Source organism: Salinarimonas sp. (assembly GCF_040111675.1).
Lineage (GTDB): Bacteria > Pseudomonadota > Alphaproteobacteria > Rhizobiales > Beijerinckiaceae > Salinarimonas.
Genome location: NZ_CP157794.1, coordinates 5,097,778 through 5,116,384 on the forward strand (window position 1 = coordinate 5,097,778; position 18,607 = coordinate 5,116,384).

General features: G+C 71.6%; 20 protein-coding genes. 12 read left to right on the forward strand and 8 right to left on the reverse strand.

All coding sequences use genetic code 11. The features are described from left to right. The first annotated feature begins 1 nt into the window (after window position 1). Window positions 2-954, forward strand: a protein-coding gene (locus ABL310_RS23660; RefSeq protein ID WP_349368028.1) for an IS630 family transposase whose coding sequence is annotated in 2 segments (ribosomal slippage) — window positions 2-344 and window positions 344-954 — 954 coding nt in all. Because the reading frame shifts where the segments join, the coding sequence is not laid out codon by codon here. Here ABL310_RS23660 and amt read toward each other — a convergent pair. The 3 genes from amt to ABL310_RS23675 form a co-directional block, all read right to left on the reverse strand. Next, window positions 923-3,646 (reverse strand): ammonium transporter, encoded by a 2,724-nt coding sequence (gene amt, locus ABL310_RS23665; RefSeq protein WP_349369447.1) that lies wholly within the window; start codon window positions 3,644-3,646, stop codon window positions 923-925. The genes ABL310_RS23660 and amt overlap by 32 nt on opposite strands. A gap of 83 nt (window positions 3,647-3,729) precedes the next feature. Continuing rightward, window positions 3,730-4,521, reverse strand: a complete 792-nt coding sequence (locus ABL310_RS23670; protein WP_349369448.1) for a class II glutamine amidotransferase — start codon at window positions 4,519-4,521, stop codon at window positions 3,730-3,732. An 87-nt stretch (window positions 4,522-4,608) separates the two neighbouring features. Next, the gene (locus tag ABL310_RS23675) at window positions 4,609-5,694 is read right to left on the reverse strand and encodes an NAD(P)/FAD-dependent oxidoreductase (protein ID WP_349369449.1); all 1,086 of its coding nucleotides are present in this window, start codon (window positions 5,692-5,694) and stop codon (window positions 4,609-4,611) included. Between ABL310_RS23675 and ABL310_RS23680 the strand changes: the two genes are divergently transcribed. Then, complete coding sequence (locus ABL310_RS23680; RefSeq protein ID WP_349369450.1) at window positions 5,693-6,379, forward strand: LysM domain-containing protein; 687 nt, start codon at window positions 5,693-5,695, stop codon at window positions 6,377-6,379. The genes ABL310_RS23675 and ABL310_RS23680 overlap by 2 nt on opposite strands. A gap of 86 nt (window positions 6,380-6,465) precedes the next feature. Further along, window positions 6,466-7,422, forward strand: coding sequence for a transaldolase (gene tal / locus ABL310_RS23685; RefSeq protein WP_349369451.1), 957 nt, complete (start codon window positions 6,466-6,468; stop codon window positions 7,420-7,422). Window positions 7,423-7,516: 94 nt separating this feature from the next. Here tal and irr read toward each other — a convergent pair whose 3' ends face one another. Continuing rightward, window positions 7,517-7,984 (reverse strand): Fur family transcriptional regulator Irr, encoded by a 468-nt coding sequence (gene irr, locus ABL310_RS23690; RefSeq protein ID WP_349369452.1) that lies wholly within the window; start codon window positions 7,982-7,984, stop codon window positions 7,517-7,519. Between the two features lie 324 nt (window positions 7,985-8,308). On the opposite strand from irr, the gene fabA reads away from it, so the two are divergent. The 3 genes from fabA (at window position 8,309) to fabI (ending at window position 11,119) form a co-directional block, all read left to right on the forward strand. After that, on the forward strand, window positions 8,309-8,839 hold the full coding sequence (gene fabA / locus ABL310_RS23695) for a 3-hydroxyacyl-[acyl-carrier-protein] dehydratase FabA (protein ID WP_349369453.1): 531 nt from the start codon (window positions 8,309-8,311) through the stop codon (window positions 8,837-8,839). Between the two features lie 45 nt (window positions 8,840-8,884). After that, a complete protein-coding gene (gene fabB, locus ABL310_RS23700; protein WP_349369454.1) occupies window positions 8,885-10,108 on the forward strand; it encodes a beta-ketoacyl-ACP synthase I in 1,224 nt (407 codons plus the stop codon). 177 nt (window positions 10,109-10,285) lie between these two features. Then, window positions 10,286-11,119, forward strand: a complete 834-nt coding sequence (fabI, locus tag ABL310_RS23705) for an enoyl-ACP reductase FabI (RefSeq protein ID WP_349369455.1) — start codon at window positions 10,286-10,288, stop codon at window positions 11,117-11,119. Window positions 11,120-11,140: 21 nt separating this feature from the next. Here fabI and ABL310_RS23710 read toward each other — a convergent pair whose 3' ends face one another. The 4 genes from ABL310_RS23710 to ABL310_RS23725 form a co-directional block, all read right to left on the reverse strand. After that, entirely contained in the window at window positions 11,141-11,440 is a 300-nt protein-coding gene (locus ABL310_RS23710; RefSeq protein WP_349369456.1) for a hypothetical protein, read from the reverse strand. A gap of 97 nt (window positions 11,441-11,537) precedes the next feature. Next, the gene (locus ABL310_RS23715) at window positions 11,538-11,822 is read right to left on the reverse strand and encodes a HigA family addiction module antitoxin (RefSeq protein WP_349369457.1); all 285 of its coding nucleotides are present in this window, start codon (window positions 11,820-11,822) and stop codon (window positions 11,538-11,540) included. Between the two features lie 13 nt (window positions 11,823-11,835). Then, a complete protein-coding gene (locus ABL310_RS23720) occupies window positions 11,836-12,114 on the reverse strand; it encodes a type II toxin-antitoxin system RelE/ParE family toxin (RefSeq protein WP_349369458.1) in 279 nt (92 codons plus the stop codon). A gap of 49 nt (window positions 12,115-12,163) precedes the next feature. Beyond that, complete coding sequence (locus ABL310_RS23725) at window positions 12,164-13,051, reverse strand: hypothetical protein (protein ID WP_349369459.1); 888 nt, start codon at window positions 13,049-13,051, stop codon at window positions 12,164-12,166. 431 nt (window positions 13,052-13,482) lie between these two features. Here ABL310_RS23725 and ABL310_RS23730 point away from each other — a divergent pair, with 431 nt between their 5' ends. From ABL310_RS23730 to ybeY, 6 genes are all read left to right on the forward strand, one after another. Further along, window positions 13,483-14,511, forward strand: a complete 1,029-nt coding sequence (locus ABL310_RS23730) for an aspartate-semialdehyde dehydrogenase (RefSeq protein WP_349369460.1) — start codon at window positions 13,483-13,485, stop codon at window positions 14,509-14,511. Between the two features lie 87 nt (window positions 14,512-14,598). Then, window positions 14,599-14,949: an MbcA/ParS/Xre antitoxin family protein gene (locus ABL310_RS23735; RefSeq protein ID WP_349369461.1), complete on the forward strand. Its 351-nt coding sequence runs from the start codon at window positions 14,599-14,601 to the stop codon at window positions 14,947-14,949. A 6-nt stretch (window positions 14,950-14,955) separates the two neighbouring features. Beyond that, window positions 14,956-15,450: an RES family NAD+ phosphorylase gene (locus ABL310_RS23740; protein ID WP_349369462.1), complete on the forward strand. Its 495-nt coding sequence runs from the start codon at window positions 14,956-14,958 to the stop codon at window positions 15,448-15,450. Window positions 15,451-15,545: 95 nt separating this feature from the next. Continuing rightward, window positions 15,546-16,961: a tRNA (N6-isopentenyl adenosine(37)-C2)-methylthiotransferase MiaB gene (gene miaB / locus ABL310_RS23745; RefSeq protein WP_349369463.1), complete on the forward strand. Its 1,416-nt coding sequence runs from the start codon at window positions 15,546-15,548 to the stop codon at window positions 16,959-16,961. A gap of 58 nt (window positions 16,962-17,019) precedes the next feature. Then, window positions 17,020-18,075, forward strand: a complete 1,056-nt coding sequence (locus tag ABL310_RS23750) for a PhoH family protein (RefSeq protein WP_349372113.1) — start codon at window positions 17,020-17,022, stop codon at window positions 18,073-18,075. Further along, window positions 18,072-18,554: an rRNA maturation RNase YbeY gene (gene ybeY / locus ABL310_RS23755; RefSeq protein WP_349369464.1), complete on the forward strand. Its 483-nt coding sequence runs from the start codon at window positions 18,072-18,074 to the stop codon at window positions 18,552-18,554. The genes ABL310_RS23750 and ybeY overlap by 4 nt, the downstream gene beginning before the upstream one ends. The last annotated feature ends 53 nt before the right edge of the window (window positions 18,555-18,607 follow it).

Sequence of the window (18,607 nt, forward strand, 5' to 3'; positions counted from 1 at the left end):
CATGACGAAGCCCCTCTCGATGGATCTGAGGCAGCGCGTCCTCGCTGCGGTCGATGCCGGCATGAGCCGCCGGGCCGCGGCGGACCGCTTCGGGATCGCGCCGTCCGCGGCGGTGAAGTGGTTCAACCTTCGGCGCGAGACGGGCTCGGTCGCGCCGCGGGCGCAAGGCGGCGACACGCGGTCCGGGCGGATCGAGGCGCTCGGCCCGGTCATCCTCGCGATGGTGGAGGAGGCGCCGGATCTCACCCTCGTCGAGATCGCCGAGCGGCTCGAGCGCGAGCACGGCGAGCGCTTCGCGCCCTCGACGGTGCACCGCTTCTTCGGCCGCCACGGCCTGACGTTCAAAAAAAGTCCGGCCACGCCAGCGAGCAGGACCGCGCCGACGTCGCCGCGGCCCGCGAGGCCTGGTTCGAGGAGCAGCCCGAGCTCGACCCGCAGCGGCTGATCTTCATCGACGAGACCTGGCTCAACACCAAGATGGCGCGGTTGCGGGGCCGCGCCCCCGAAGGCGAGCGCCTGCGCGCCGGCATCCCTCACGGCCATTGGCGCACCACGACCTTCGTGGCCGGGCTCAGGATCGGCGGGATCGACGCGCCGATGCTGATCGACGGCGCGATCAACGCGGCGAGCTTCCTCGCCTACGTCCAGCAGGTCCTGGTTCCGACGCTGAGCCCCGGCGACGTGGTGATCATGGACAACCTCGCCAGCCACAAGACCCCCGCCGTGCGCGAGGCCATCGAGGCGGCCGGAGCCGAGCTGCGCTTCCTGCCGCCCTACAGCCCGGACTTCAACCCCATCGAGAACGCCTTCGCCAAGCTGAAGGCCCTGCTCAGGAAGGTCGCCGCCCGGACGCGCGACGCCCTCTGGAGCGCCGTCGCCGACGCCATCGAAGCCTTCCCGCCAGAGGAATGCGCGAACTTCTTCACCGCAGCAGGATATGAACCCGAGTGGTGAGAATCTGCTCTAGGGCGCCCGTCACGGTCTCGAGGAAATCCGGATCGCGGAACTGGCGCGGGCTGACGTTGACGCTCACCCCCGCCTCGGGGAAGCAGCGGGCCGCCGCACGGCAGGCCTCGCGCAGGGCGAAGGCGCCCACGGGCACGATCAGGCCCGTCTCCTCGGCCACGGGAACGAAGTCGCTCGGCGGCACCGGCCCGTCCTCCGCGGTCCAGCGCAGCAGCGCCTCGTAGGAGACGATCCGGCCCGTGACGAGATCGAGCCGCGGCTGGTAGTGCAGCGTCAGCTCGCCGCGCTCCACCGCCCCGGCGAGCGCCGATCCCAGGCGCTTGCGGCGGCGCTGGGCCTCGCCCATGCCGGGCTCGTAGACGGCGTAGCCGTTGCGACCGGCGTTCTTCGCGGCGTAGAGCGCCGTGTCGGCGGTGTGGAAGAGCCCCTCCGCGTCCCCGGCGTGATCGGGGAAGAGCGCGAGCCCGATCGAGGCGCAGGGGCGGATCTCCTGGCCGCTCGGCAGCGTCACGGGTCGCGCGATCTCGCGCAGCACGCGATGAGCGAGGTCCGCGGCCTGCGTCGCGAAGACGAGGCCGGTCTGGATCATCGCGAACTCGTCGCCGCCGAGCCGCGCGGCGCAGTCCTCCGAGCGGCACAAGCCGCGCAGCCGCTCCGCCACGGCGCCGATCACGGCGTCCCCGGCGGGGTGGCCGTAGAGATCGTTGATGTCCTTGAATCGGTCGAGATCGACGAGGAGCAGCGCCGCCGTCGTGTGGTCGTGCTGCGGGCGCTCGATCAGGGCGGCGAGGCGACGGTTGAAGGATTCGCGATTGGGCAGGTCGGTGAGAGGGTCGTGCAGGGCGAGATGGTAGATGCGCGCCTCCGCCGCGCGCCGCTCGCGCAGATCCGCGACGGCGAGGACCTGCGCCTCGGCGCCCCGGAAGGTGATGACCCGCCTGCGGACCTCGACCGGGATCGGCGCCCCGCCGGCGCCGCGCACCCGCGTTTCGTGCGGCACGCCGTCGGCGCTCTCGAGACGCCGGCGCAGGTCCGGCCAGTCGCTCGGGGGCACCAGGGCGGCGAGCGCGCGGCCGCGCAGATCGGCGACCCGCGCGCCGAACAGGATCTCCGCGGCCGAATTGGCGTCCGCGACGACGCCGTCGTGCAGGAGCAGGATGCCTTCGAAGCTCGCGTCGGCGAAGGCCGCGAGGCGCGCCGCCTCCTCCTCCGCCCGCCGTCGCTCGGTCTCGTCGCCGCGTCGCGCCTCGGCGGCCTGAAGCGCGTCCATCAGGCGGTTGAACAGCCGCGTGAGCGTCTGGGCGTCGTCGCCGTCCTGGACGGGCAGGCGCGCGGCGAGATCGATGTCGCCGCGCACCAGCGAGCGCATGGCGTCCTCGACATGGCCGGTGCCGAGCCGGGTGGCGTGCTCGGCCTGGTTCAGGCCTGCCTCCTCCTCCTCGACCGCCACCCGAATCGGGGCGAGGCGCGCGAGCGTCGCCAGCGCGAGGACGCCGAGGCCGAAGGCCCAGACGGCGTTGACGCCGACGCCCAGCGCCTGGATCCCGAGCTGGGCGAGGCGATCGCCCGCCGGCAGATCGGCCAGCGGCGCGAGCAGCGCCAGAGCGATCGTCCCGAACGCTCCGGCGGCGCCGTGCACGCCGATGGCGCCCACGGCGTCGTCGATCCGCAGCCGAGTCTCGAGCAGGCGGTTCGCCGCGTTCGCGACGAGCCCGCCGAGAAAGCCCACCAGCACCGCCGCGGCCGGCTCGAGCACGTGGCAGCCGGCGGTGACGGCGACGAGCCCGCCGAGAAGGCCGTTGACCGAACGCTCCGGCGGCAGCCGCCGGCGCGTCCAGCCGAGCAGATAGCCGGCGGCGCCGCCGGCGGCGCCGGCGAGGATGGTGTTCAGCACGATGCCGGCCACGGCGTCGGATGCCGCGAGCGTCGAGCCGCCGTTGAAGCCGAGCCAGCCGACGAACAGCACGAGCGCGCCCGCGGCGCAGAGCACGGGGCTGTGCCCGGCGATGCGCACCGGCGCGCCGTTCGCATCGAAGCGGCCCGCTCGCGGCCCCAGCACGATGCAGGCGGCGAGCGCCACCCAGGCGCCGGTGGCATGGACCACGGTGGAGCCGGCGAAATCGACGAAGCCGAGCGCGCCGAGCCAGGCGCCGGGCGCGGGGTACAAGGCCGCGCCCCAGGTCCAGTGCACGAAGACCGGATAGATCAGCGCCGCGAGGACGAGCGTGCACACGACGTAGGCGGACAGGCGCATCCGCTCCGCCACGGCCCCCGCGACGATGGTCGCGGCCGTGCCGCAGAACATCACCTGGAAGACGAAGAAGCCGATCTCCTCGGGGCCGAGATCGCGCAACAGCACGAACCGGCTGTCCAGCACGGTCGCGAGGTCGTCCATGGCCCCGCCGAAGGCGATGGCGAAGCCGATCGCGGCGAAGGCGAGGACGGCGAAGACGAAGTCGAGGAGGTTCTTCTGCGCCACGTTGACGGCGTTCTTGGTGCGCACGGCGCCGGCCTCGAGCAGCATGAACCCGATCTGCATCAGGAGGACCAGCGCAGCCGCGGTCATGACCCAGGTGGCGTCGAGACGCGCCGCGAGATCCTGCGCGGCGTAGGCCGGTCCTGACCAGAAAAGAAGCAGAATGATCAGGATATAGGCAGCTGAAAGGGCGGTTCGGTGCATGGCGAATACCCGCTTCGACTCGGCAGGTATTTGCGCCTGATCATCTTAACTTTGCGTGATGCACAGCCGGCGCTCGGCCGACGTCACGCCGCTTCCCGCGCGAGGGCGCTGCGCATGCAGTCGAGGACGACGGGCTTTCCCGGCCGCGCCACGAGCGTGCAGCCGCGCGGAATCTCCCGCCAGCCCTCGCGGCTGTCGTCGATCGGCTCGGACACGACGAGGAGGCCGGCCTCCGTCTCGCGCCAATAGAGCGACGGCGGGCGGTCGTCGCAGGCCCAGCGACAGGCGACGAGGGTCTCGCCGTCGGTATAGGCGGCGGTGAAGCGCAGCGGCTCGTCGATGTCGGCGGCGCGGACGAGCCCGCGGGCGACGGCGAGGGTGCGCGCCATGGCGCCGATCGGGTCCTCGGCGAGCCCGTTCGCGAGGGCGACGAGGAACAGCGCCTCCGAATCGGTGCCGCCCTCCCGCGCGTCGTAGAGCCCGTCCGGGATCAGCGCCTCGAGCCGCCTTCGGATCCGGCCGTAGCCGCCGATCTGGCCGTTGTGCATGAACAGGTGCCGGCCGTGCTTGAACGGGTGGCAATTGGCCCGGGTCGTCGCCGTGCCGGTCGAGGCGCGGACATGGGCGAAGAACAGCCGCGAGCGCACCTGCTCGGAGAGGTTCGCCAGGTTCTCGTCCGACCAGGCGGGGCGGATCTCCCGATAGAGCCCCGGCTCCGGCTTCTCGCCGTACCAGCCGATGCCGAAGCCGTCCCCGTTCGTCTCGGTCTTCGCCTCCTCGGCGTGGAGCGACTGGTGCACGAGCGAGTGCTTCGGCGCGCAGACGAGATCGGCGATGAAGACCGGGTCGCCCCGGTAGGCGAGGAAGCGGCACATGGCCGGGAGGGCTCCTGGGGCGCACGGATTCGCGCGCCATCGTAGATCAGGATTACCCCCGATCCGAGCCGCCGACAACGGCCCGGCTCACCCCTCCACCGCCTCCGCCACCGCCTCCCCCAGCGACAGGGCCGACGTCAGCCCCGGGCTCTCGATGCCGAACAGCGCCACGTGCCGCGGCAGGCCGTGCGCCGTCTCGCCCGCGATCATGAAATCGGCGGCCGGCTCGCCGGGGCCGGTGAGCTTGGGGCGAATGCCGCAATAATCGGCGGTGAGCGCGCCGTCGGGGAGATCCGGCCAGTAGCGCCGGATGGCGGCGTAGAAGCTCTCCGCCCGGCGCGGGTCGACGTCGTAATCCTCCCCCTCGATCCACTCGACGTCCGGGCCGAAGCGCATGCGCCCGGCGAGGTCGAGGGTGAGGTGCACGCCGAGCCCGCCGTCCACCGGCGCGGGATAGATCAGCCGGGTGAAGGCCGGCTTTCCCGCGCAGGCGAAGTAGTTGCCCTTGGCGAGGACGAGCTTCGGGATCGCCTCCGCCGGAAAGCCCTCGGTGGCGCGTGCGATGGCCTGGGCGCCGAGCGAGGCGGCGTTGACCACCGCGTCGAAGCGGTGCGCCTCGCCTTCCACCACGACCTCCCAGGCGCCGTCCCGGAAGACGAGCCGGTCGATGGGCGTCATGACGGCGAGGGCGCCGCCGTGATCCTCGATCTCGCCCTGGAGCGCCAGCATCAGGGCGTGGCTGTCGACGATGCCGGTCTCGGGCGAATGCAGCGCCCCGACGCAGGCGAGCGCCGGCTCCATGGCCCGCGCCTCCTCGCCGGAGACGAGGTGCAGGTTCTCCACCCCGTTCGCCTCGCCCTGGGCGTGGATGGCGGCGACCTTCTCCGCTTCCGCGTCGCTGGTCGCGACGATCAGCTTGCCGAGCTTTCGTGCGGGGACGCCGCGCTCGGCGCAATAGGCGTACAGCATACGGCGCCCGGCGACGCAGTGTCGCGCCTTCAGGGAGCCCGACGGGTAGTACAACCCGGCATGGACGACCTCGCTGTTGCGCGAGGAAACGCCGGAGCCGATGCCGGTCGTGCGTTCGGCCACGATCACGGTATGACCACGAAGCGCGAGGCTCCTGGCCGCTGCGAGGCCGACCACGCCGGCGCCGATGACGAGGATGTCCATGCCCCGCTATCAAGCGCAGCCGCGCGCGATGCGCAAGCGGCGGAACGCCAGGTTCGGATCGGCGTTGCCGAGCATGGCGACGGGCAGGGGCACGAATACGGCGAGGCGGACCGCCACGGCGGTGGCGCTCGCCGCCGCGCTGTCGGCGAGCGCGACGAGCGCGGGCGCGCAGACGAACGGCTGCGGGGCGACGCACACGGTGGCCGTCGGCGACACGCTCACCAACATCGCCGCGCGCTGCGGGGTGACCCCGCAGGCGCTGATCCAGGCGAACCCCGCCATCCGCGATCCGAACGTCGTGCCGCTGGGCGTCACCCTGACCATCCCCGGCGCCGCGGCGCAGGGCCGGCCGGAGACGCCCACGCTCGACGACCCGCCGGCGGGCGGGGCGGGCGTGCCGCCGCTTCGCGTGATCCCGATCGGGGGCCCGCTCGACGCGCGCGTTCGGCTCTTCGCGACGAACCTTCCGCCCGGCGCGAGCGCGCTCGTCGGCAGCGGGCCGCGCCCCGGGTCGGCCCTGCTCTTCGCGCGCGGCCAGGTCGACGCCACCGGCGTCCTCTCCCTCGAGCTCGCGCTGCCGGACTGGATGCTCGGCGCGGGCGTCGCGCATCTCGTGGTCGAGGCCCCGATCGGCGGCCCCTGGCTGCGCGCCGCGCCCTACCCGATCGCGCCGGTGCGGCCCTGATCGCGTTGCGTCGAGACCCCATCCGGCGGTAGAAGGCCCGCCATGCCCGCGCGCCGGCCCGCGCGCACCCGACCCGGAGCAAGACCATGGCCTCGAAGCTCGCGCAGCTGCGCGACATGACGGTCGTCGTCGCCGATACCGGCGACATCGAAGCGGTACGCCGCCTCGCCCCGCAGGACTGCACGACCAACCCCACCCTGCTGCTGAAGGCGGTGAACGATCCCGCCTACGCGCATCACGTCGAGGAGGCGCTCCGGTGGGGCCGCGCGCACGGGGGCGCGCGCGAGGCGGTGGTGGCCGCTGTCTGCGACCGGCTCGCCGTCTCCTTCGGGACCGAGCTCGCGGCCATCGTGCCGGGCCGCGTCTCGACGGAGGTGGACGCGGACCTCTCCTTCGACACGCAGGGCAGCGTCGCCAAGGCGCGGGCGCTGATCGCGGACTACGCCGCGCGCGGCGTGCCGCGCGAGAAGATCCTGATCAAGCTCGCCTCGACCTGGGAGGGCATCCGCGCCGCCGAGATCCTCCAGACGGAGGGGATCGACTGCAATCTCACCCTCCTGTTCTCGCTCGTGCAGGCGGCGGCCTGCGCCGATGCCGGCGCCTTCCTGATCTCGCCCTTCGTGGGACGCATCCTCGATTGGCACGTCAAGGCGGGCGGCGGTCCCTACGAGGCCGAGACCGATCCGGGCGTGCTCTCGGTGAGACGCATCTACGCCTACTACAAGGCGCACGGGATCGAGACCGTGGTGATGGGCGCATCGTTCCGGAACGTCGGGGAAATCGAGGCGCTGGCCGGCTGCGACCGGCTGACGATCTCGCCGCAGCTGATCGAGGCGCTGGCCGCCGACGAGGGCGACCTGCCGCGCAGGCTCTCGCCCGACGCCGCGGCCGACGCGCCGGCGCGGATGCGGCTCGACGAGAAGGCCTTCCGCTTCGCCCTCAACGAGAACGCGATGGCGACCGAGAAGCTGGCGGAGGGCATCCGCGGCTTCGTCAAGGATCTGCGCAGCCTCGAGGCGCTGGTCGCCGAGCGGCTCGGCTGAGCGGGCGCCGCACGCGAAAAAGCGCGCCGACGGGCGCGCTCTCCTCGTGGGACGGAACCGGAAGACGGGACCGCGCGGCCCGGACGCCCGAAGATCAGGCGCCCCTGCGCTCGGGCGAGCGCTCGTCCTTCCTGCGCAGGCGCACGACGACGTCGACGCGGGCGACCTCGTAGCCCTCGGGCGGCTCCGGCATGTCGAGCACCGTCACGCCCTGGGTCGGCACGTCCATCAGCTCCTCCTCGCCCTCGACGAAGAAGTGATGATGCTCGGTCGGGTTCGTGTCGAAATAGGCCTTGCCGCCGTCCACCGCGAGCTGACGCAGCAGGCCCGCCTCGGTGAACTGATGCAACGTGTTGTAGACGGTCGCCAGCGAGACCGGCACGCGGGCGCGCATGGCCTCGTCGTAGAGCATCTCGGCGGTGATGTGCCGATCGCCCTTGCCGAACAGAAGCCAGCCCAGCGAAACGCGCTGGCGGGTCGGCCGCAGGCCGACGCGCCGCAGCTTGTCGCGCAGGTTCGACAGCGGGCAGCCGCTGCGGCCGGTGACCGAACCGGGTGTCATGTGAGGGCTGTGATCCATGTCGGAGCCGTGACGCCTCTCGAGGAGCTGAGCCGGAACGCCGCGGGCGGGCGTTCGTTTCCGTATTGATAGGGTCGAATGCGCGCGCTCGCAACCCGGTGAAGCACGGAGACGCAGCCTTGGGACGAAAAGGCGCGGTCCTGGGGATCGTCTCGGGCGCACCGCTCCCGGCGGATACCGGGTCGCGAGGGTTCGTGGAGGCCCGATCGCCGCTTTCGCCTTCGCGCCTTGGTGTGCTACCAGGACCGCTCGCGACGCACCGGGGCGCGTTACGGCGCCCCAAGAGCAGAGGACCGGCATCGATCCATGAGTGAGCCGCTCGAGAAGAAGTCCGCCTATTCCTACGAGGAGCTGCTGGCCTGCGGCCGCGGCGAGCTGTTCGGACCGGGCAATGCGCAGCTGCCGCTGCCCCCCATGCTGATGTTCGACCGCATCACCTCCATCGGCGAGGACGGCGGCGCCTACGGCAAGGGGCACGTGCGCGCCGAGCTCGACGTGCGGCCCGACCTCTGGTTCTTCGCCTGCCACTTCAAGGGCGATCCCGTGATGCCGGGCTGCCTCGGCGTCGACGCGCTCTGGCAGCTCTGCGGCTTCTTTCTCGGCTGGTCGGGCTCGCCGGGCCGCGGCCGGGCGCTCGGCGTCGGCGAGGTGAAGTTCTCCGACCAGGTCTTGCCGAGCGTGAAGAAGGTGGTCTACGGCGTCGACCTCAAGCGCGTCTTCCGCTCGAAGCTGGTCCTCGGCATCGCCGACGGCTTCCTCGAGGCGGACGGGCGGCGCATCTACGAGGCGAAGGATCTGCGCGTCGGCCTGTTCCAGGCGGACGCGGCCGGCGGCTGAGGCGGCCGAAGAGCCCTGCAGGGGCCGAGAGGGAGGAAAGTACCGATGAGGCGCGTCGTCGTCACCGGGATGGGCATCGTCTCCTCGATCGGGGACGATTGCGCCCAGGTGCTGGACAGCCTGCGCGCGGGACGCTCGGGCATCGTCTTCGCCGAGGACTACGCCCAGCGTAATTTCCGATGCCAGGTGCACGGCGCCCCGCGCGTCGTGCCCGAGGAGAAGGTCGACCGCCGCGCCATGCGCTTCCACGCCCGCGGCACGGGCTGGAACCACGTCGCCATGGACGAGGCCATCGCCGATTCGGGGCTCGAGCCGAACGAGGTCTCGAACGAGCGCACCGGCATCGTCATGGGCTCGGGCGGCCCCTCGACGCGCGTCATCGTCGAGGCCGCGGCGATCACCCAGGACAAGGGGCCCAAGCGCATCGGGCCCTTCGCCGTGCCCAAGGCGATGTCCTCCACCGCCTCGGCCACGCTCGCGACCTGGTTCAAGATCAAGGGCGTGAACTACTCGATCTCGTCGGCCTGCGCGACGTCGAACCATTGCATCGGCAACGCCTACGAGACGATCGCCATGGGCCGGCAGGACGTCGTCTTCGCCGGCGGCTGCGAGGATCTCGACTGGACCATGTCGAACCTGTTCGACGCCATGGGCGCCATGTCGACCAAGTACAACGACCGCCCGGCGGTCGCCTCGCGGGCCTACGACGTCAACCGCGACGGCTTCGTCATCGCCGGCGGCGCGGGCGTGCTGGTTCTCGAGGAATACGAGCACGCCAAGGCGCGGGGCGCGAAGATCTACGGCGAGGTCGTGGGCTACGGCGCCACGTCCGACGGCTACGACATGGTCGCGCCCTCGGGCGAGGGCGCCGTGCGCTGCATGCGCCAGGCGCTCGCGACCGTGAAGGTCCCGGTCGACTACATCAACCCGCACGCCACCTCGACGCCGGTCGGCGACGAGAAGGAGATCGAGGCCCTGCGCGAGGTCTTCGGCGTCGGCGAGAAGTGCCCGCCGATCGCCGCCACGAAGTCGCTCACCGGCCACTCGCTCGGCGCGACCGGCGTGCAGGAGGCGATCTACTCGCTGATGATGATGAACCACGGCTTCATCTGCGCCTCGGCGAACATCGAGGAGCTCGACCCGTCCTTCGCCGACATGCCGATCGTCCGCGAACGCCGCGACGACCTCTCGCTGGGCTGCGTGCTCTCGAACTCCTTCGGGTTCGGCGGCACCAACGCCACCATCGTGATGAAGCGGCTGGAGGCGTGAGGCTCTTTCCGCCTCTCCGGAGCGGGGGGCGGAGCGTGTCGCGACGGTCCGCGCGGGTTCCGACCGCCCCGCGCCCCTAGCCCCTCTCCCTCGCGGAGAGGGGCCGGGGGTGAGGGGCGTCGCCGGACGATCTCGACGGCGGCGATCGATCCGAGAAACTTGGGAAGGAAGATTGAGATGACCGCTCTGATGCAGGGCAAGCGCGGCCTGATCATGGGCGTCGCCAACGATCATTCCATCGCCTGGGGGATCGCGCGCACGCTCGCGGCGCACGGCGCCGAGCTCGCCTTCACCTATCAGGGCGAGGCGCTCGGCCGGCGCGTCGGGCCGCTGGCGCAGTCTCTCGGGTCGGATCTCTCCATCCCCTGCGACGTCGAGGACCTCGCCTCGGTGGACGCCGCCTTCGCGCGGCTCGACGAGGCCTGGGACGGCCGGCTCGACTTCGTCGTTCACGCCATCGGCTTCTCCAGCAAGGCCGAGCTGAAGGGCCGCTACGTCGACGCCACCACGCGTGACAACTTCACCCGCACCATGGTGATCTCCGCCTTCTCCTTCACCGAGGTGGCCCAGCGCGCGATCAGGCGCATGGGTCCGGGCGGCTCGCTGCTCACCCTCACCTATGCGGGCTCGACGCGGGTGATGCCGAACTACAACGTCATGGGCCTCGCCAAGGCGGCGCTCGAGGCCTCCGTGCGCTATCTCGCCAACGATCTCGGGCCCGACGGCATCCGCGTCAACGCGCTCTCGCCCGGGCCGGTGCGCACGCTGGCCGGCGCCGGCATCGCCGACGCGCGGCAGATGTACGCCCACCAGCAGGCGAACGCTCCGTTGCGCCGCAGCGTCACGCTCGACGAGATCGGCGGCTCGGCGCTCTACCTCCTCTCCGACCTCTCCGGCGGCGTGACGGGCGAGATCCACCACGTCGACGCCGGCTACCACATCGTCTCGATGCCGCGGGCGGAAGTGCTCAAGGCGCAGGAGGCGGCGGGGGTGACGGACGCGCAGGGGTGACCCTGCGCGCGCCCGCCCCGCTCACTCGAACTCGATCGTCGGCGGCAGGTCGCCGAATTCGCGGCGGCGCGGCAGGAGGTGCTGGCCGTAGCGGTCGGGCTGACCGACGAAGGCGGATTGCTTGTCGAGCACCATCATCTCGTAGACCAGCCGGCGCTGCGAGCCTTCGAGATTGCCGGGGATCGGCGTGTTCGGCGGGTCGAGCCAGTCCGGCGGGGCCGACGGGCGGACCTCGAGCTGCAGGCCCTGGGCGCCGGCGGCCTGGGGCGAGAGGGCGGTCGCGGCGGCGAGGGCGGCCGCGAGGAGCAGCGTGCGCGTCATGTCGTGCGCCTCCATCAGATCGAAAATCATCCTACAGGGACGACGCACGCCGCGCATGCGGGTTCCCCCTCACCGGGTGGCAGGCCGCGCCGGCGCGTCACGCCGGCGAGGGGATCCGTTCGACCTTGATCTCGTCCGCACGCTCCATGGCTCGGGCCATGTCGTAGGCCGCCTGCATGCGATACCAGGTCTCGGCGCCGCCGCCGAACGCCTTGTCGAGACGGATCGCCATCTCGGGCGAAATGCCGGCTCGCGCGTTGACGAGATCCGAGAGCTGGCGGCGGCTCACGCCGAGGCGACGCGCCGCCTCGGTCACGCCGAGCTCGAGGGGCTCCAGGCAGTCGTGGCGTACGGAGAGGCCGGGATGGGGCGGAGACTTCATCGGCATCAGAACCTCAGTGATAGTCGACGAGGTCGACGTCGCAGGCTTCGCCGTCCTCGAAACGGAAGATGATGCGCCAGTTCGCCGAAACAGTGACGGACCACCAGCGGGAGAGATCTCCCTTGAGCGGGTGGAGCCGGTAGCCGGGCAGGTCCATGTCGCTCGCTTTAGACGCCTGTTCGAGGCGGGCGAGGATGCGTTCGATCTTGGCCGCGTGCTCGGCCGCCACGCGACGCCGGTCGCCCGTCTCGTACAGACGCTGGAGGCCCCTGTGACGAAAATTGCGAATCATGTGAGAGGTGTAACCACTCACATTTCGGATCGCAAGTGCGACGATCCCCTCACCGCGTCCCCGGCCGCGCCGGCGGGGTCGGAGCCATGACGACTTGCGCCGCGACCTGCGCGGTCGCCGGCGGCGCGATCGCGGCGACCTGGTCGGGCTCGGCGCGCGGGGCGCAGCCGCTCGGCGCGCGCGCGGCGGCGGCGGCGTCGAAGGCGGCGGAGAGGCGGGCGTCGCCGCCGTCGTCGAGGAGGACCAGCCCGTCGACCAGGCAGGCGAGGTGGGCGGGCGTCGCTTCGTCGGCGCAGAGCCAGCCGGAGAGCCGCGGGTCGCCCCGGCCGCGGAAGGCGAGGCAGGCGCGCACCGGGCCGTTCTCCAGCGTCAGCGTCGCGACCTCGATCGGCCCGAACTTGGTGGCCAGCGCCTGCGCCTGGCCGGAGCGGGCGACGGCGAGGCCGGCTTCCGCCGCGGCGAGCGCGGTCTCGACGAAGAAGCTGCGCGCGGGCGGCTGCGGGCCCTCGGCGCCCGCGCGGTGCAGCGTCAGCCGCAGGTGCGTGCCCTCCTCCGCGAAGGCGCCGAAGACGAGCGTGTCCTCCACGGCGCCCGCGCCGTGGGCCCGGGCGGTGTGGCGCGAGGGCAGGCCGGCGAAGCCCGCCGCGTCGAGGCCGAGCGTGATGCGCGGCGTCGCGAGATCGCGCCAGACGGGCGGCGGCGCGGTCAGCGTCGGCTCCGGCCGGGCGAGGAGATCGGCGATCCCCTGCGGGCCCGCCGGCTCCGGCGGGCTCGCGTAGAGCGCGAGCAGCCCCACGAAGAGCGCCGCCGTCAACGCCCCGGACAGGGCGCCGGCCACAGGCCGCCGCCCGCCGCCGCCCCGTGCGTCGTCGTCGTCCCATTCCGCTCCGATGGCGAAGAGATCGTCCTCGCTCAAGCTTCTGCTGCGCGCGCGCATGGCTCACGCCGTCCCCTTCTGGTCCCGCCCAGACGATCGGCGCGCAGGCGCTCACGGCGGGTTACCGAGGGCCGGCTTTCGCGCGGCACGGTGAATCGCCGCTTGCACCGGCCCGCCCGGCGGTAACCATACGGCACATCGCGCAGTCGTCTTGACACGGCGCGCGTTTTGGCGGACGAGAGCGGCGTGCGCGCGTCGCGGAGCCTACTCCGCCATCGCCGCGCCACGGAACCGAGAGAGACAGATGCGTTTCGCTGCGCCTGCCACGCGCAAAACGAAAACGTCCACGACGGCGGCCACGACGGTCCGCTGAACGCCCTCTCGTTCCCGGACCTCTCCCCGCCGGGCGGGAGGTCCGAGCCCCGGAGCCGGCAGGCGTCCGCGGCGTCGCGACAGCCGGGGAGACCGGGTTCATCGCGAGGAGAATTCCCATGGGTTACAAGGTCGCCGTCGTCGGGGCCACCGGCAATGTCGGGCGCGTCATGCTCGACATCCTGTCGGAGCGCGCCTTCCCCGCCGACGAGGTCGTCGCCGTCGCGTCGCGCCGCAGCCAGGGCGTCGAGGTGTCCTTCGGCGACAGGACGCTGAAGGCGCGTGCGCTCGACAATTTCGACTTCTCCGACGTCGACATCTGCCTGATGTCGGCGGGCGGCGACGTGTCGAAGGAGTGGTCGCCGAAGATCGCGGCGCAGGGCTGCGTCGTGATCGACAATTCCAGCGCCTGGCGCATGGACCAGGACGTGCCGCTCGTCGTGCCGGAGGTGAACGCCGCCGCCGTCGAGGGCTACGCCAAGCGCGGCATCATCGCCAACCCGAACTGCTCGACGGCGCAGCTCGTCGTGGCGCTCAAGCCGCTGCACGACGCGGCGACGATCAAGCGCGTCGTGGTCGCCACCTACCAGTCCGTCTCCGGCGCCGGCAAGGCGGGCGAGGAGGAGCTCGACCGCCAGACCCGCGCGGTCTACTCGCTCCAGGACGTCGAGCAGAAGACCTTCTCGAAGCGCATCGCCTTCAACCTCATCCCCCACATCGACGTCTTCATGGAGGACGGCTCGACCAAGGAGGAGTGGAAGATGGTGGCCGAGACGAAGAAGATCCTCGACCCCAAGATCAAGCTCACCGCCACCTGCGTGCGCGTGCCGGTCTTCGTCTCGCATTCGGAGGCGGTCAACGTCGAGTTCGAGCGCCCGATCACCGCCGACGAGGCGCGTTCGATCCTGCGCGCGGCCCCCGGCGTGATGGTCGTCGACACGCGCGAGCCCGGCGGCTACGTCACGCCCCACGAGGCCACCGGCGAGGACGCGACCTACGTCTCGCGCATCCGCGAGGACATCACGGTGGAGAACGGCCTCTCCTTCTGGTGCGTCTCCGACAACCTGCGCAAGGGCGCGGCCCTCAACGCCGTGCAGATCGCCGAGGCGCTGATCAACCGCCGGCTGATCACGCCGAAGGCGGGGTGAGGAGGTGCTCAGTCGGCGGCGACGGGCGAGATGCTTGAAGGCCACTCCTATTGACGCTATATTGCGCCAATAGGAGTGGAGATTGCCATGCATCTCGAAGCCTTCGCCGAGCATGGGCAGTTCGCCCCGGGTCGGATCGCGGAGCAGCTGCGGACGACCCGCGACGAAGTCGCCCAGACCGTCGGGCTCGGCCGCGACGCCGTGCTGCGCCCGGAGCGCATCGCGAGCGCCAAGACCCAGAAGCGCCTCCGCGAGATGGTCGAGGTGTTGAACCGCGTAGAGCCCCGCTTCGGCTCGGCGCTCATCGCCTATGCCTGGTATCGCTCGGAGCCGCTGGCCGGTTTCGGGGGGCAGACGGCGATGCAGCTCGTCCGGGAAGGCCGCGCGAACGAGGTGATGGAGTACATCGACGCCGTCGATGCCGGCGTCTATGCCTGACCGCGCATGCGCTACACGGGCCTCCTCTACCGCGCCTTGAATCCGCGTTGGCATCGCGAGCCTCTGTCCGGCGAGGGTGCGCGGCTCCACGGCGGACGTTTCAATCCCAAGGGGGCGCCGGCCCTCTACACGGCGCTCTCCATCGCGACCGCAATTCGGGAAACCAACCAGGTCGGGACGCTTCAACCGACGACGGTCGTCGCATACGAGGCCGACCTGGAGCCAGTCTTCGATGCTGAAGACGCAGCTGCCCCTGCCGCGTACGACACGGCCCTCGAGATGCTCGCGGCGGGCGATTGGCGGCTTCGCATGCGCGACGAAGGGAAGTCGCCCTCGCAGCGCCTCGCCGAACGCCTCGTCGCCGACGGCTTCGTCGGGATGCGGGTGCGCAGCTTCGCGCGTGGCGCGGGCGAGGACGATCTCGTGATGGTCGTCTGGTCCTGGGGGCCGAGCCTGCCGGCTCGTCTGACGGTGGTCGACGACGCGGGACGCCTCGCCTGATCCCTCGCGCCCCGAATCGCCCCCGCGCCCTTCCCACCACGCCCCTGAGCGAATAGATAGGGGCGGGTGTTCCACCGCGGAGAAGAGAGCCCGGCGTGAAGAAGGTCTACGTCAAGTCCTACGGCTGCCAGATGAACGTCTACGACGCGGAGCGCATGTCCGACGTGCTCGCGCCGGAGGGCTATGCCCAGACGGATCGGCCGGAGGAGGCGGACCTCGTCATCCTCAACACCTGCCACATCCGCGAGAAGGCGGCCGAGAAGGTCTATTCCGAGCTCGGCCGCGTGCGCCAGACGAAGCAGGAGCGGGCGCAGGCCGGGCGCGAGACCAAGGTCGTCGTCGCCGGCTGCGTCGCCCAGGCCGAGGGCGCGGAGATCCTCAAGCGCGCCCAGGTGGTCGACGCGGTGGTCGGCCCGCAGAGCTATCAGCGCCTGCGCGAGATCCTGCGCGCCGCCGAGCGCCGGCGGGTCGTCGACACCGAGTTTCCGGTCGCGGACAAGTTCGACGAGCTCCCCGCGCTGGATGCGAGGCGCGTGCGCGGGCGCGGCGTCACCGCCTTTCTCACGGTGCAGGAGGGCTGCGACAAGTTCTGCTCCTTCTGCGTGGTCCCCTACACCCGCGGCGCGGAGGTCTCCCGCCCGGTGGCGAAGGTGCTCGCCGAGGCCCGCACGCTCGCCGAGGCCGGGGTGCGCGAGATCACCGTCATCGGCCAGAACGTCAACGCCTATCACGGCGAGGGGCCGGACGGGCGGACCTGGGGCCTCGCGCGGCTCCTCCGCGCCCTCGCCGAGATCGCCGGCGTCGCGCGCCTGCGCTACACGACGAGCCATCCGCGGGACATGGACGAGGAGCTCATCGCCGCCCACCGCGACCTGCCCTCCCTGATGCCCTACCTGCACCTGCCGGTGCAGGCGGGCTCGGACCGCATCCTCGCGGCGATGAACCGCAAGCATACCGGCGACGCGTACCGGCGGATCATCGAGCGCGTCCGCGCCGCCCGGCCGGACATCGCGCTGTCGTCGGATTTCATCGTCGGCTTCCCCGGCGAGAGCGACGCCGATTTCGAGGAGACGATGCGCCTCGTCGCCGATGTCGGCTTCGCCTCGGCCTTTTCCTTCAAGTACTCGCCGCGCCCCGGCACGCCGGCGGCGGACGAGACGGCGCAGGTGCCCGAGCCGGTCAAGGCGGAGCGGCTCGCCCGCCTGCAGGCGCTGCTCGAGGAGCAGCGCCAGGCCTTCAACCGCGACACCGTCGGGCGGACCGTCGAGGTGCTGATCGAGAAGTCCGGGCGCCATCCCGGCCAGCTCGCCGGCAAGTCGCCCTATCTCCAGGCCGTCGTGGTCGAGAATGCGGGCCTGTCCGTCGGCGATGTCGTGCCCGTGACGATCGTCCGAGCCGGCTCGAACAGCCTGTTCGGCGGGACGAACGCGTCCCGCGCGGGCGCCCCCCCGACGCAGCCGGACGTTTCCGCGAACGCTTCCGCAGGAGAGGCCGCCCTTGCCGTCCAATGACCGCCGCAGCGGCGATGCGACGAACCCGGGCGCCGCGGGGCATCCGGGCGTCGAGGAGATGGCGCAGATCAGCCTGACCTTCGAGGACAACAAGGCGGCGAGCCTGGTCTTCGGCCATTACGACCAGAACCTCGCCCATCTCGAGCGCAGGCTCGGCGTGCTCGCCAACGCCAACGGCAATTGCGTGGTCGTCCGCGGCGCGCCGGAGGCGTCCGAGCAGGCCCGGCGGGTGCTGGAGGCGCTCTACGAGCGGGGCCGCTCGGGCGCGCCCATCACGGTGGGCGACGTCGATGGCGCGATCCAGGAGAGCGCGTTCCAAGGCACGCTCTTCCCGGCCGCCGCGGACGAGGTCGAGCCCGAGGGGGGAGGCGGCTTCGAGGGGATCGCCACGCGTCGGCGGGGTCTCGTCAAGGCGCGCAACAAGGCGCAGGACGTCTACCTCCGCGCGCTCAAGGCGCACGAGCTCGTCTTCGCCGAGGGACCGGCCGGCACCGGCAAGACCTGGCTCGCCGTCGGCTGGGCCGTGTCGTTGCTGGAACGCGGCGAGGTGGACAAGATCATCATCACCCGCCCGGCCGTCGAGGCCGGCGAGCGGCTGGGATTCCTGCCCGGCGACATGCGCGAGAAGGTCGACCCGTATCTGCGGCCGATCTACGACGCGCTCTACGACTTCATGGACGCGCGCCACGTCGAGCGCGCGCTCGCCACCGGCATCATCGAGATCGCGCCCCTCGCCTTCATGCGCGGGCGCACCCTCACCTCGGCCGTGGTGCTGCTCGACGAGGCGCAGAACACCACGACGATGCAGATGAAGATGTTCCTCACGCGCCTCGGCGAGGGCTCGCGGATGATCGTCAACGGCGACCCCACCCAGATCGACTTGCCGCACGGCCAGGCCTCGGGCCTGGTCGAGGCGTCGCGAATCCTGCGCGAGGTGGAGGGCGTCGGCCGCATTCGATTCGCGGAAGGGGACGTCGTGCGCCACGATCTCGTGCGGCGAATCGTCGCAGCCTATGACGCCGACGCCCGCGCCCGCGGGGTCGTCCGCGGCCCCGAGCCGACGCCCAAGCCGGGCGCGCGACGCGCCGAGGCGTCGCCGGAGAAGCCCGCTTGAGCGCGCTCGACCTCACTCTCGATCTCACCCTCGAGGCCGGGTCCTGGGAGACGCTCGGCGACGTCGAGGCGCTGTGCGCGCGCGCCGCGGAGGCCGCGCTCGTCGTCGCCGGCGTCGAGGGTCTCGTGTCCCTCGAGCTGCTTCTGACCGACGACGAAGCCATTCGCGATATCAACCTCGAGTGGCGCGGTCAGGACAAGCCGACGAACGTTCTCTCCTTCCCGGCGGCGCCTGCGCCCGGCTTCCCCGGCCCCCGTCCTCTCGGCGACGTCGTGCTCGCCTACGAGACACTCGCTCGCGAGGCGCAGGACGCGGGCAAGCCGCTTTCCGACCACGCCGCCCACCTCCTCGCTCATGGCGTTCTGCACTGTCTCGGGTATGATCACGACACGGACGCGGCGGCCGAGGAGATGGAGGCGCTGGAGACCAAGGCCATGGCCCTCGTCGGCGTTAGCGACCCTTACGCCGGCGAACCCTGACCAGACCGCAGCGCGAAGCATTCGACGATGACCGACGGCTCTTCCCAAGCATC